This is a genomic window from Streptomyces sp. NPDC026575 (assembly GCF_055567415.1).
The window spans coordinates 58,711-71,607 of record NZ_JBVHQM010000025.1 but is presented as its reverse complement, the minus strand read 5'-3'; the positions used below and the strand labels follow the sequence as shown (position 1 = coordinate 71,607).

The window sequence follows — 12,897 nt, the reverse complement described above, 5'->3', positions numbered from 1 at the left end:
TCGGGCATGTTGGAGACCTCCGCACGCCTGCTCCGTCTGCTCTCCCTGCTGCAGGCCCACCGGGAGTGGTCCGGCGCGGACCTCGCCGCCCGGCTCGACATCACCCCGCGCACGGTGCGCCGGGACATCGACCGGCTGCGCGAGCTGGGCTACCCCGTCCACTCCGCGCCCGGGACGGCCGGCGGCTACCGGCTCGGCGCCGGCGCCGAACTCCCCCCGCTGCTGCTGGACGACGAGGAGGCGGTGGCGGTCGCCGTCGGGCTGCGCACCGCGGCCGCCGGTGGCGTCGAGGGCATCGAGGAGACCTCCGTACGGGCGCTGGCGAAGCTGGAGCAGGTACTGCCGCACCGGCTGCGGCGCCGGGTCGGCGCGCTGAACGCCTTCACCGTCCCGATGCTCGGCGGCCGCGGCCCCCGCGTGGACCCGAACGTCCTCACCGAGCTCGCGCACGCCTGCCGCGACTCCCAGCGGCTGCGGTTCGCGTACGAGGCGCACGACGGCACGGTCACCGGCCGCACCGTCGAACCGCACCGCCTGGTCTGCGCCCAGCGCCGCTGGTACCTCGTCGCCTGGGACACCGACCGCGGCGACTGGCGCACCTACCGGGCCGACCGGATCACCCTCACCCCGCCGCACGGGCCCCGCGTTCCGCCCCGCACCCCGCCGGCCGAGGACCTCGCCGGGTATGTCTCGCAGGGCGTCTCCACCCGCGTGTACACCGAGCGGGCCACCGTGCTGCTGCACGCCTCGGCGGAGCAGGCCGCGGCGCGCATCAGCCCGTCCGCCGGGGTGCTGGAGGCGGTCGACGCGCACCGCTGCCTGCTGCGTACCGGGGCGCACAGCCTGGAGGCGATGGTGGTCCACCTCGTCCTGACCGGATTCGACTTCGAGGTCCGTGAGCCGCCGGAGCTGCTGGCCGGTATCCGGGAGATCAGGGACCGGCTCTCACGGGCGCTGGCACCGGCACCGCCCGCCGCCGTGCCGCCGGGCGACCCGGATCCGGAGTCCGGGGGCCGGTAGCCGGACGGGCGGGCCGACGGGCGGATGCCGGGGGAGCGGCGGCCGGGAGGCGCCCTGGGCGATGTGCGGGAAATGTGTGCGGAATGTGTCTCGTCGGTCGATTTTCGGACGGTCGATAAACGGCCTCGGGTAAAGGGAATCCGCCGTTGACGGCGGGTTGATTTCCGAACCGGTGTGCGTCGCGTCGCCCGCCGCGGAGGCGTTCGTTCCGTATTTGATCAAGGCGGAATTGGGGCGGTTTTATATTCCACCCGGTTGCCCCATCGCACGGCGCGTACGGGTGACGGAAGTTCCGGCAAACGCCCGAACGTATGCTGTGACACAAGTGTGACCATCGACGGACCGGAAAGACACCGGGGTGTGCGCCGGCCGGGCCTTCCGCGGGCCGGAACGGGCGCCTACGGTGGCTGACATGTCTGATCTACCGAACCTTCCGAACAACCCGCGGGACGACATCGGGACGTATGTCGGCCTCGACCGGCAGGACGCCGAGGAGCGGGCCAGGGCGCGCGGCTGGACCACCGTCCGCTCGCTGCCGCCGGGCGCGATCATCACCATGGAGTACCTCGCCGGCCGGCTCAACTTCGAGGTCGAGGACGGTACGGTGCACCGCAGCTGGCAGGGCTGAGCCCGCCGCGTGGACGACCAAGGCCCCGGCCCGCTCCTGGTGGAGCGGGCCGGGGCCTTGGCTGCGGGGTGGGTGTGTGCGTACCGTCCCCGCTGTCGGTGGGGCGGTCAGCCGCCCGAGTTGCGGCCGCGCCCGGACGTCGGGCTCAGCGGCGTGGTGCGCGGGACGCGGTCCGCGTGCGGCGGCCGCCGGCTGCCGCCGGCCGGGGTGACCGGGGTGCGCTCCGAGCGGATGGTGTACGGGCGTGACGGGTGGTGCGGCCAGCTGTCCGGCGCGTGGGCGGCGGAGCGGCCGCCCGTACCGGCGCCGATCGTCTCGCGTACGAGCACCTCGCCGTCGGGGGCGATGCGCTGGCGGGAGACCCCCGGGGCCAGCGAACCGGCCGGCAGCGGGCCGCGCAGCGAATCGGGGCGCAGCCGCAGCCACAGCCGCAGCAGGATGCCCATGAGGCGGTCCTCGACCCAGGTGACGCCGGGCTCCAGCCAGGGCATCGCCAGCAGCACCAGCAGCCCCGCGGCCCAGCCCAGCAGCACATCGCTGACCCAGTGCGTACCGAGGTAGACGGTCGTCATGCCGACGCCCAGCGCGCCCAGCGCGGCGATCACCGACAGCGTGCGGCGGCGCAGCGGGGTGGTCGCCAGGTAGGCGAGCACGCCCCAGGTGACCACGGCGTTCGCGGTGTGGCCCGAGGGGAATATGTCGCCGCCCAGCCACATTTCGTTGGCGCCGACGGTCGTCGCGTAGTGCGGGCCGAGCCGGCTCATGCCGAGCTTGGCGGCGCCCACGGTGATGTTGAGCAGCAGCAGGGAGGCGCCGAGCACCAGCAGCGGGTGGAGGTTGCGCTGGCGCCAGCAGCGCCAGCCCAGCCAGGCGGCCACCGCCACCGCGGTCGGTCCGCGCTGCCCCAGGACGACGAAGTAGTCGAGGAAGGCGTGGATGTCCGGCCACTGCTTGTACGGCCTGAAGAACATGACTTGCCAGTCGAAGGTGACCAGCCATGAAGTGGTCAGCACCCCGGCCACGATCGCCGCGTACACCGCCAGTGTTCCGCCGAACAGCCATAGGCGGGTCCGGGTCATCTGCGGTGGCCGGGCGCGATCGGTGGGGCGCTCCTCCATCTGGTCGAGCTTCTCATCGGTACGCACTCAATCGACGTTACCGCGTGTGATGTAGCCGCTTGGTCAAACTGTGCGCTTTGTAATGACGATGTGATGTGGAATGCGTCTCAAACGAGGCGTCGCCTCGGGGATTTGGATGAGAATTCACGGCGATTCTCAATCCCTTCCGGACGGACTCGTGTCGTCGCGCTCAACGCCTTATCTGCTTTTCTCCCGCGGAGTTTATCCGTCATTTGCCCGGGCGCCGTGTGATGTTTCCCCCGGGGGGCGCCGGCCACGGAGCGGGATCTTCCGGTCGGCGTGACCGGAAGATGATCACGGGGGGCCCGATCCGTTCAGCCAGAACGCCCCGTAGACCGCGGAGCCCACCGCCACCAGCCCGATGACCAGCCGGCGCGGCGCCGGGCGCCAGTGCGCGAGCCCCGCCGCCAGCGGCAGCAGCAGCGGATAGGCCGGCATCATCAGCCGCGGCTTGGACCCGAAGTAGCCCTTGGCGGTCAGCGCGAGCAGCAGCACCGTTCCGCCGTAGACCGCCAGCGGCAGCGGCTGGCCCCGCCGTACGCCGCGCACATACAGCCAGACCACCAGGCCGACGCCGGCGGCCAGTCCCAGGCCGGCCGCGAACCCGGGCCCCGACAGCAGGTCCGCCACGAAGGCACCGAACGCGACACCGCCGTCGAAGCCGTTGCCCCAGCCCCCCTGGACGTCCAGATAGCCGGTGACCGAGCCCTGCCGGACGCCCACCCACACGAAGTAGCCGCACCAGCCGAGCGGTGCCAGCAGCACGCCCGTCGCCATTCCCCGGTGCTTGCGCAGCGCCGTGCGCAGCCGCACACCGCCGGCCCGCTCCTGCCGCAGTGTGACCGCCGCGGTGATCCACACGGCCGCCACCACCGCCGCGCCCACCGGCCGGGTCAGCCCGGCCAGCGACGCCAGCACCCCCGCGCACACCCACCGCCCGGTGAGCACGCAGTACAGGCCCCAGGCGGCGAGCGCGGTGAACAGCGACTCGGAGTACGCCATCGACTGCACGATCCCGACGGGCAGCGCGGCCCACAGCGCCGCCAGCGCGATACCGGCCCGCGGTCCGTGCAGCCGCTCACCGGTCGCGTACAGCGCCCAGGCCGCGCCCAGCGACGCCAGCCACGCCACCGCCATCCCGGCGTCGGCCGGCGACAGCGGCGAGAGCGCCGACAGGCCCCGCTCCAGCCACGGCAGCAGCGGGAAGAAGGCCAGGTTGGAGTGGACGTCGCCGTTGGGCAGCTGGACGGCGTAGCCGTAGCCCTGCTCGGCGACGCGGGTGTACCAGAGGGAGTCCCAGCGGGCGGTCAGCAGGGTGTGCCAGTTCTTGCCGTCGGCGGCCGACCAGAGGGCCAGCACGGCCAGGCCCAGCAGCCGGATCGCCGCGTACGCGGCCAGCGCGGGCGCGGCGCGGCGCAGGGCGGCCCGTACGGCGGGGCCCTCGCGCAGTATCCGGCCGGGAACCCCGACCGAGGCAAGATCGTTCATCCGGACGATTATCCAGGTGGCCGAAGAACGTCCACCGACCGCGGGTGGCGGAACGGACGGCGCTGCGATGAGCGTCTCATCGTGAGGTGAGCCACGCGGCACCATGGGCGACTCGCGTAGTCTGACCTCTCAACTCGCCCGTGCCGCCGGTTCTCCCCGGGGCGTTTTTCGCGCCCTGATCCGTGGCCGCGAGAGCATGACTGGAGGTGCTATGTCCGGGACGACCGCGTCCGGCAGTGGACGGACGGCTGGTGTTCCCCGGCTTTCAGGCGGCGGTGTGAACCGCTGGACCGTGTTGATCGTGCTGTGCGTCAGCCTGCTCTTCGTCGCGCTGGACACCACGATCCTCTACGTGGCCGTGCCCTCCGTCACCGAGGACCTGCGGCCCGGACCGGTCGAGCTGCTGTGGATCGTGGATGTCTATCCGCTGATCGCGGCCTCCCTGCTGATCCTCTTCGGCACCCTCGGCGATCGCGTCGGCCGCCGCCGCGTCCTCCTGCTCGGCTACGGCCTCTTCGGCCTGGCCTCGGCCGCCGCGGCGCTCGCGCCCAACCCGCAGATCCTCATGGTGGCCCGCGCCCTGCTCGGCATCGGCGGCGCGATGATCATGCCCGCGACGCTGTCGATCCTGCGGCAGGTCTTCCCCGACCGGCGCGAGCGCGCGGTCGCCATCGGCGTCTGGAGCGCGGTGGCCGCGGTCGGTGCCGCGGTCGGCCCGGTCCTGGGCGGCTTCCTCGTCGAGAACTTCTGGTGGGGCTCGGTCTTCCTCATCAACATCCCGATGATGGCCGCGATGCTGCTGATAGGCCGGTGGCTGCTGCCGGAGTCGCGCGGTGAGCGCAACGGCCCCTGGGACGTGATCGGCGCGGTCGTCGCGGCGCTCGGCGTGCTGGGCATCGTCCTGGGCGTCAAGCGGATCGGCAGCGGTATGGCCGTGCTGGGCCCGACCACGCTGCTGCCCATCGTCCTCGGCACCCTGCTGCTGATCCTCTTCGTACGGCGCCAGCGCCGGCGCGCGCACCCGCTGATCGATATGCGGCTGTTCACCCGGCCCGCGTTCGGCACCTCCGTGGGCTGCATCGTGCTGGCCATGCTCGCGCTGGTCGGCCTGCAGCTGATCGCCGTCCAGTACCTCCAGCTGGTGCTCGGCCTCAGCCCCCTGGAGACCGGGCTGCGGATGCTGCCGCTGGTCTTCGCCGCGATGGCCGCCGGCCTCACCGGCTCGAAGATGCTGCAGGCCCTCGGCCCGCGGGCGATGGTCTCGCTCGGCTTCGTGCTGACCGCCGTGGCGGTGCTGTGCCTGACCGCGATGAGCAGCCAGGACCGCCCCTGGCTCCTGGCCTGCGGCTTCATCATGCTGGGCTTCGGTTTCCAGTCCACGCTCTTCGGGGCGTACGAGTCGATGCTCAGCGAGGCCCCCGCGGAGCAGTCCGGCGGCGCCGCCGCCATCGGCGAGACCTCCTACCAGCTCGGCGCCGGCATCGGTGTCGCCCTGCTCGGCAGCGTGATGAACGCCGCCTACGCCCCGGGGCTGGCACATGTCGACGGTGTCCCCGGCAAGGCCGCCGCCTCGGCCGCACACTCCCTGGGCGAGGCGTACAAGGTGGCCGCGGGCCTGGGCGGAGCCGCCCGGGAAGCGCTGCGCGAGGCCGCCCGTGACTCCTTCGTGCGCGGGCTGCACGTCACCCTCGTCGCCAGCGCGCTGCTGCTGCTGGTCGGCGCCGCGATCGCGCTGCGGCTGCCGCGCCGGGCCGCGGAGTCGACCGAGCGCGCGGAGACCGAGGGCGAGGCCACCCAGAGCGAAGGCGCCGTGTCGGCCGCCGGCGAGCCCGCCCCGGCGAGGTCCGGCAGCTGATCCGCGTGGCCTCGGCCGCGCCGCGCGGCGGTGACCCTTGCCGCGCGGCACCCCGGGCCGTACCGTCGGAGCGCAATAACTACCACTGCTAGTTTTTCGCGCGAGCGCTGAACCCGCCGGAGGCCCGCCATGTCCGCACAGCCGTCCGCACAGTCTTCGACGGTCCCGCCGTTCGACCCCGGCGACCCCCTGGGCATCGACGATCTGCTCACCGACGAGGACCGCGCGGTCCGCGACACCGTCCGCCGGTGGGCCGCCGACCGCGTCCTGCCGCATATCGCCCAGTGGTACGAGGCGGGCGAGCTGCCCGGCATCCGCGAACTGGCCCGCGAGCTCGGCTCGATCGGCGCGCTGGGCATGTCCCTGAAGGGCTACGGCTGCGCCGGCGCCTCCGCCGTCCAGTACGGACTGGCCTGCCTGGAGCTGGAGGCCGCCGACTCCGGCATCCGCTCGCTGGTCTCCGTCCAGGGCTCGCTGGCCATGTACGCCATCTGGCGCTTCGGCTCCGAGGAGCAGAAGCAGCAGTGGCTGCCCCGGATGGCTTCCGGCGAGGTGATCGGCTGCTTCGGTCTGACCGAGCCGGACCACGGCTCCGACCCGGCGGGGATGCGTACCTACGCCAAGCGCGCGGGTACGGACTGGGTGCTCAACGGGCGCAAGATGTGGATCACCAACGGCTCGGTGGCCGGTGTCGCGGTGGTCTGGGCCGGGACCGACGAGGGCATCCGCGGCTTTGTGGTCCCGGCCGGTACCCCGGGCCTCTCCACCCCCGAGATCAAGCACAAGTGGTCCCTGCGCGCCTCGGTGACCAGTGAACTCGTCCTGGACGACGTGCGGCTGCCGGCCGATGCGGTGCTCCCCGAGGTCACCGGCCTGCGCGGCCCGCTCGGCTGCCTCAGCCACGCCCGCTACGGCATCGTGTGGGGCTCCATGGGCGCCGCGCGCGCCAGCTTCGAGGCGGCGCTGGACTACGCGAAGGTCCGGGAGCAGTTCGGCAAGCCCATCGGCGGCTTCCAGCTCACCCAGGCCAAGCTCGCCGACATGGCCGTCGAACTGCACAAGGGGATCCTGCTGGCCCACCATCTGGGGCTGCGGATGGACGCGGGGCGGCTGCGCCCCGAGCAGATCAGTTTCGGCAAGCTGAACAACGTGCGGGAGGCGATCGAGATCTGCCGCACGGCGCGCACGATCCTCGGCGCCAACGGCATCTCGCTGGAGTACCCCGTCATGCGGCACGCGACCAACCTCGAATCGGTGCTCACCTACGAGGGCACCGTCGAGATGCACCAGCTGGTGCTGGGCAAGGCGCTCACCGGTCTGGACGCCTTCCGGTGAGCGGCCTCGCCCGCTAACTCTGGTTGAAGAACCCGCCGTTGCGGTGGTCGTGGGTCTCGCCGCTGAGCACTCTGTAGTCGGCGGGGGTGAGCAGGAAGACCCGGGTGGCCACCCGCTCGATCGAACCGCGCAGACCGAAGGTCAGGCCCGCCGCGAAGTCCACCACGCGCTTGGCGTCGGCGGGCTCCATGGACGTCAGATTGACGATCACCGGGACGCCGTCCCGGAAGAGTTCGCCGATGCCGCGGGCGTCCCGGAAGCTCTCCGGCGTGACCGTGGCGATGCGGGTCCCCTGGTCCTGGGCGGTCGCGTCGGCCACCCGGACCCGGGGGTCGGTCACCCAGGGGTTGCTGCCGCCCGAGTCACCGGCTTGGGGTCCCTCGGCGTAGTCGTCGTCGTAGTAGCGCTCGTCATCATTGTCGTCGACGAGGCCAAGCCAGGCACTCGCCTTGCGCACCGATCCCATTGACGCCTCCTCTCACCCGCGGTGTCTGCGTGTCCGCCCCTATCGTCGTCCATGAGGCGGAGGGTGTGCCAAGTGGATAGCCGCCGCACGGGGGGTTCGTGACACATCTGGTGCAAAGAGGGTGGCGCGCCATCAGCTTCCGCGCCCCGTACGGGAACTGACAGTATGAAGAACATCACGGTCGGTACCCGATCGAGTGAAACCGAATGATGTCGGCAATTGGCCGGTGCGCGAGGGGCGCCCGAATCGCCTGGCGTACGACCTGTGGAAGGGTTGGCGGCCATGAGCACCCACGTACCCCAGGAGTGGCGGGACTGGCACGCCCGGCGCGTCGCCACCGTCTCCGGCCCCTACGGCCCGCTCGCCCTGACCGGGACGTACTGGCTCGCCGACCACCCCGGCGGCCGGATCGAGGGCCTGCCGGGTCTCTGGACCGAGCGGGGCGACGGGGTCGTGCTGCGGGCCGCGGCCGGGGACGGTCTCACCGTCGACGGCGAGCCGGCGGACGGCGAGTTCCACCTCGGCCAGGACGGCGACCCCACCGCCACCCGCGTGGCGACGGGCGAGCGGCATCTGCTGGTGCTGCGGCGCGAGGACCGCTGGGCGGTGCGCGACTACGATCCGGCCGCGGCCGCCCGTCGCGCCTTCGCCGGCTTCGAGGTCTACGAGTACGACGAGCGCTGGGTGCTGCCGGGCCTGTTCCGCCCGTACGCACAGGGGTGTACGGTCCAGGTGCCGCACGCCGACGGGCAGCGGCGCGGCCTCGGCCTCGCCGGTGAACTCGCCTTCACCGTGGCGGGGGACGAGCACACCCTGCGGGTCGCGGTCGAGGGCGACGGCTCCCTGTGGGCGGTGCTCGCCGACGACACCAGCGGCACCGACAGCTACCGCTTCCGCTTTCTGCGGCCGCCGGCCCCCGCCGAGGACGGCACCGTCACCGTCGACTTCAACCGCACCCTGCTGCCGCCGTGCGCGTTCTCCGACCACTTCCTGTGCCCCTTCCCGCCGCCCGGCAACACCCTGCCGCTCGCACTGCGCGCGGGGGAGCGGAACCGAATCGTCCACTGATTCGTCCCATCGCCCGACCGAGGGGGTCAGCACCGCCCCGGCAGCCGTCAACGGGGCTGCCGGGGCGGAGTGTTGGGGGCGGCGGTACAGCGGACGGCCGGTGAGACATTCGTGACGCCCTCTTGCGCCGCGGGGGCGGGGCGCCCGAAACTCCGCTCAGCGCTTGTCAGGGGCACGCTGAAAATGAACGTGCGGATTCCCGCGTGCCCTTCGGCTGCGCCTCACGGGGCCGCTCACCCGCGGCCCCCCCGATCCCCCTCGGAGGAATCAGTGAGGAACGAGCGCACCACCCCCCGCAGCGGCGTAGCGAGACGCACCCGGCTGATCGCCGTGGCGTCCGGACTGGTGGCCGTCGGAGCCATCGCCATACCGACCGCCAACGCCCAGGACCCCGCCCCCGCCCGGACGTTCAGCGCCGCCCAGCTCACGGCCGCCGGCAACGCGGTACGCACCGCGGACGTCGCCGGCACCGCCTGGCGGGTCGACAGGGCGACCGGCACCCTGGTCGTCACCGCCGACCGCACGGTCTCCCAGGCCGAGATCGCCAGAATCGAGCGGGCCGCGGGCGGCAACGCCGCGGCGGTCCGCATCGACCGGATCGCGGGCACCTTCCGCAAGTTCGTCTCCGGCGGCGACGCCATCTACGCCCCCAGCTGGCGCTGCTCGCTGGGCTTCAACGTCCGCAGCGGCAGCACCTATTACTTCCTGACCGCCGGCCACTGCACCGACGGCAACCCGCCCTGGTACACCAACTCCTCGCACACCACGAGCCTCGGCCCGACCGCCGGCTCCAGCTTCCCGGGCAACGACTACGGCATCGTGAAGTACACCAACACCTCCGTGGCCCACCCCGGGACGGTCGGCAGCCAGGACATCACCAGCGCCGGCACCCCGAGCGTCGGCCAGACGGTCACCCGCCGCGGCTCGACCACGGGTATCCACAGCGGCAAGGTCACCGCCCTGAACGCCACCGTCAACTATGGCGGCGGCGACATCGTCTCCGGACTCATCCAGACCACCGTCTGCGCCGAACCCGGCGACAGCGGCGGCCCGCTCTACTCCGGGACCACGGCGCTCGGCCTCACCTCCGGCGGCAGCGGCGACTGCACGTCCGGCGGCACCACCTTCTTCCAGCCCGTCACCGAGGCGCTCAGCGCCTACGGCGTGAGCGTCTACTGACGCCGACCGGCTGATATCCGCTTCTGCGCACCGCCGCGATCCCCGGGCCCGGGGCCGATGGTGCGGGGCCCCCGTCCGCCGGCGGACGGGGGCCCGACCGCGTCCGCCGCACGCCTCGACCCCCCTCCGGGCCGGGCATACCATGGAAAGCAAGCCCGAATCGGACGGCATACGGCAGACACCAGGGAGCCGTGATGGTCGAAGAACTGGTGACGGCGGGGGTGGGTCTGGTGTGCGCCGGCGCGGTGTATTTCGTCGCGGCGGCGCGCGTGGTCAAGCAGTACGAACGCGGGGTGGTGCTCCGGCTGGGGCGGCTGGCGTCCGCGGTGCGGGAACCGGGCTTCACCATGATCATTCCGGGCATCGACCGGATGCGTAAGGTCAACATGCAGATCGTCACGATGCCGGTGCCCGCCCAGGAGGGCATCACCCGCGACAACGTCACGGTCCGGGTCGACGCGGTGGTCTACTTCAAGGTCGTCGACGCCGCCGACGCGGTCGTCCGGGTCGAGGACTACCGCTTCGCGGTCTCCCAGATGGCCCAGACCTCGCTGCGGTCGATCATCGGCAAGAGCGAACTGGACGATCTGCTGTCGAACCGCGAGAAGCTCAATCAGGGGCTGGAGCTGATGATGGACAGCCCGGCCATCGGCTGGGGAGTCACCGTCGACCGGGTGGAGATCAAGGACGTCTCGCTGCCGGAGACCATGAAGCGCTCGATGGCCCGCCAGGCGGAGGCGACCCGGGACCGGCGTGCCCGGGTGATCAACGCCGACGCCGAACTGCAGGCATCCCGGAAGCTGGCCGAGGCCGCCGCGGCGATGTCCGACCAGCCCGCCGCGCTGCAACTGAGGCTGCTGCAGACCGTGGTGGCGGTCGCCGCCGAGAAGAACTCCACCCTGGTCCTGCCCTTTCCCGTGGAGCTGCTGCGGTTCCTGGAGCGCTCCGGGCTGCAGGCCCAGGCGCAGACCGCGCAGGCCGAGGCGGCGGCCGTACGGGAGGGCGGGCGGCAGCCGGCCGGCCCGGCGGCCCCGAAGGGGGCGCGCACCGCTGCCGAGGAGCCGCGTCCGCCCGCCGCGGACGGCGTCGACGCCGAGGCCGACCGGGTGCTGTCGGCGCGGCTGGAGGAGCTCCCGGAGGCGGAGGAGCTGCCGTGAGCCGTAGCGCGCGCCCGTAGGCACGCTCCCGTAGAACGGGCGGCGCCCTGGCCCCCTCTCATGCGAGAGGGGGCTCTTTTTTGGCCAGACCGGGTCCTCACACTTCGCTCACCGCCGCGACCCCCGCATGCCCGCTGATGTCCGCACTCAGGAGCGAAGTGCGCGCATATCGGTGTGGTGACGATGTGATGAACTCGTGAACTCCCGCACGTGAGACCGGAACTCGGTCTTGTGCACGAGTGAGGCGGATGGGAATACTCGGCTCCGTACGTTGGCATGGACGCGACTCCCCCGAGGCGCTGCGCCGTGGGGCGGATCCGCCCGTGTCCCGAACCTCACTCTCCGGGCCCGTGCCACTCCCCACAGTCCGGGCCCTTCCCCCCACGGGAGGCTCTGAGTTGAAGCACCGACGCATACCCAACCGGCGCGCCGTCATGGCGGCCGCGGGAGCGCTCGCGCTCGCCGCCACCGCCACCGTCACCCTCGCCAACGCCAACGCGGCCCCCGCCCCCACGGTGGCCAAACTGGGCTCCGCCGCGGCGACCACCCTCGCATCCCAGCTCAAGACCGGTACGGCCGGGGCGTTCTACGACGCCAAGGCCAAGAAGCTGGTGGTCAACGTCGTCAACGAGACGGCGGCCGAGACCGTCCGCGCCAAGGGCGCACAAGCCAGACTCGTCAAGCACACGCTGGCCCAGCTCGACTCGGCCCGGCAGACGCTGAAGTCCAAGGCGACCATCCCCGGCACCTCCTGGGGCATCGACCCGCGCAGCAACAAGGTCGTGGTGACCGCCGACCGCACGGTCAAGGGCGCCGAGCTGGACCGCCTCACCCAGGTCACCAAGGCCCTCGGCGACAAGGTCGAACTGCGCCACAGCAAGGGCGAGTTCAGGCCCTTCATCGGCGGTGGCGACGCGATCTGGGGCAGCGGCGCCCGCTGTTCGCTCGGCTTCAACGTCGTCAAGGACGGACAGCCCTACTTCCTGACGGCCGGCCACTGCGGCAACGCCGTCCAGAGCTGGTCCGACAAGCAGGGCGGCTCGGAGATCGCGACCACCGAGAAGTCCAGCTTCCCCGGTGACGACTACTCCATCGCCAAGTACACGGGCGACACCCCGCACCCGAGCGAGGTGGACCTCTACAACGGCAGCACGCAGAAGATCACCAAGGCCGCGGAGGCCACGGTCGGCGAGAAGGTGCAGCGCAGCGGCAGCACCACCCAGGTGCACGACGGCACCGTCAAGGCGCTGAACGCCACCGTCAACTACCAGGAAGGCACGGTCGAGGGCCTGATCCAGACCGACGTCTGCGCCGAGCCCGGCGACAGCGGCGGCGCGCTCTTCGACGGCGAGTCCGCGCTCGGCCTCACCTCCGGCGGCAGCGGCGACTGCTCCGGCGGCGGCGAGACCTACTTCCAGCCGGTGCCGGAGGCCCTGGAGGCATACGGCGCGCAGATCGGCTGACAGACGGGGCGCGCCGTGCGCACGGCATGGCAGCGGCCCCCGGACACCGCTCGGTGTCCGGGGGTCGGTGCCGCCCCCGGGCACCGCCGTCCGGTGCCC

General features: G+C 72.2%; 11 protein-coding genes. 8 read left to right on the top strand and 3 right to left on the bottom strand.

Going from position 1 to position 12,897, the window contains the following annotated elements; translation table 11 throughout:
• Positions 1 to 6 precede the first annotated feature (6 nt).
• Complete coding sequence (locus ACZ4NB_RS29530) at positions 7 to 1,020, top strand: helix-turn-helix transcriptional regulator (RefSeq protein ID WP_467666099.1); 1,014 nt, start codon at positions 7 to 9, stop codon at positions 1,018 to 1,020.
• A 412-nt stretch (positions 1,021 to 1,432) separates the two neighbouring features.
• Positions 1,433 to 1,648: an I78 family peptidase inhibitor gene (locus ACZ4NB_RS29525; protein WP_467666098.1), complete on the top strand. Its 216-nt coding sequence runs from the start codon at positions 1,433 to 1,435 to the stop codon at positions 1,646 to 1,648.
• A 107-nt stretch (positions 1,649 to 1,755) separates the two neighbouring features.
• Here ACZ4NB_RS29525 and ACZ4NB_RS29520 read toward each other — a convergent pair whose 3' ends face one another.
• A complete protein-coding gene (locus tag ACZ4NB_RS29520; protein ID WP_467666097.1) occupies positions 1,756 to 2,793 on the bottom strand; it encodes a phosphatase PAP2 family protein in 1,038 nt (345 codons plus the stop codon).
• A 288-nt stretch (positions 2,794 to 3,081) separates the two neighbouring features.
• Positions 3,082 to 4,275 carry a hypothetical protein gene (locus ACZ4NB_RS29515; protein ID WP_467666096.1) on the bottom strand — a complete coding sequence of 398 codons (1,194 nt, stop codon included), beginning with the start codon at positions 4,273 to 4,275 and terminating at the stop codon, positions 3,082 to 3,084.
• A 211-nt stretch (positions 4,276 to 4,486) separates the two neighbouring features.
• Here ACZ4NB_RS29515 and ACZ4NB_RS29510 point away from each other — a divergent pair, with 211 nt between their 5' ends.
• Complete coding sequence (locus ACZ4NB_RS29510) at positions 4,487 to 6,130, top strand: MFS transporter (protein WP_467666095.1); 1,644 nt, start codon at positions 4,487 to 4,489, stop codon at positions 6,128 to 6,130.
• 129 nt (positions 6,131 to 6,259) lie between these two features.
• Complete coding sequence (locus tag ACZ4NB_RS29505; RefSeq protein ID WP_467666094.1) at positions 6,260 to 7,465, top strand: acyl-CoA dehydrogenase family protein; 1,206 nt, start codon at positions 6,260 to 6,262, stop codon at positions 7,463 to 7,465.
• Between the two features lie 13 nt (positions 7,466 to 7,478).
• On the opposite strand, the gene ACZ4NB_RS29500 is transcribed toward ACZ4NB_RS29505, so the two are convergent.
• Positions 7,479 to 7,931, bottom strand: a complete 453-nt coding sequence (locus ACZ4NB_RS29500; protein WP_467666093.1) for a cell division protein SepF — start codon at positions 7,929 to 7,931, stop codon at positions 7,479 to 7,481.
• Between the two features lie 282 nt (positions 7,932 to 8,213).
• Here ACZ4NB_RS29500 and ACZ4NB_RS29495 point away from each other — a divergent pair, with 282 nt between their 5' ends.
• The 4 genes from ACZ4NB_RS29495 (at position 8,214) to ACZ4NB_RS29480 (ending at position 12,798) form a co-directional block, all read left to right on the top strand.
• A complete protein-coding gene (locus tag ACZ4NB_RS29495; protein ID WP_467666092.1) occupies positions 8,214 to 8,999 on the top strand; it encodes a DUF1684 domain-containing protein in 786 nt (261 codons plus the stop codon).
• Between the two features lie 270 nt (positions 9,000 to 9,269).
• The gene (locus tag ACZ4NB_RS29490; protein WP_467666091.1) at positions 9,270 to 10,178 is read left to right on the top strand and encodes a S1 family peptidase; all 909 of its coding nucleotides are present in this window, start codon (positions 9,270 to 9,272) and stop codon (positions 10,176 to 10,178) included.
• A gap of 194 nt (positions 10,179 to 10,372) precedes the next feature.
• Positions 10,373 to 11,335 (top strand): slipin family protein, encoded by a 963-nt coding sequence (locus ACZ4NB_RS29485; RefSeq protein WP_467666090.1) that lies wholly within the window; start codon positions 10,373 to 10,375, stop codon positions 11,333 to 11,335.
• Positions 11,336 to 11,733: 398 nt separating this feature from the next.
• Positions 11,734 to 12,798 (top strand): S1 family peptidase, encoded by a 1,065-nt coding sequence (locus ACZ4NB_RS29480; protein ID WP_467666089.1) that lies wholly within the window; start codon positions 11,734 to 11,736, stop codon positions 12,796 to 12,798.
• Positions 12,799 to 12,897: the final 99 nt, after the last annotated feature.

Excerpts from the sequence above, each read along its gene's own strand:
- ACZ4NB_RS29525 (WP_467666098.1), top strand. The coding sequence starts at position 1,433 with ATGTCTGATCTACCGAACCTTCCGAACAACCCGCGGGACGACATCGGG.
- ACZ4NB_RS29495 (WP_467666092.1), top strand. The coding sequence starts at position 8,214 with ATGAGCACCCACGTACCCCAGGAGTGGCGGGACTGGCACGCCCGGCGC.
- ACZ4NB_RS29500 (WP_467666093.1), bottom strand. The coding sequence starts at position 7,931 with ATGGGATCGGTGCGCAAGGCGAGTGCCTGGCTTGGCCTCGTCGACGAC.
- ACZ4NB_RS29485 (WP_467666090.1), top strand. The coding sequence starts at position 10,373 with ATGGTCGAAGAACTGGTGACGGCGGGGGTGGGTCTGGTGTGCGCCGGC.
- ACZ4NB_RS29515 (WP_467666096.1), bottom strand. The coding sequence starts at position 4,275 with ATGAACGATCTTGCCTCGGTCGGGGTTCCCGGCCGGATACTGCGCGAG.
- ACZ4NB_RS29530 (WP_467666099.1), top strand. The coding sequence starts at position 7 with ATGTTGGAGACCTCCGCACGCCTGCTCCGTCTGCTCTCCCTGCTGCAG.
- ACZ4NB_RS29505 (WP_467666094.1), top strand. The coding sequence starts at position 6,260 with ATGTCCGCACAGCCGTCCGCACAGTCTTCGACGGTCCCGCCGTTCGAC.
- ACZ4NB_RS29510 (WP_467666095.1), top strand. The coding sequence starts at position 4,487 with ATGTCCGGGACGACCGCGTCCGGCAGTGGACGGACGGCTGGTGTTCCC.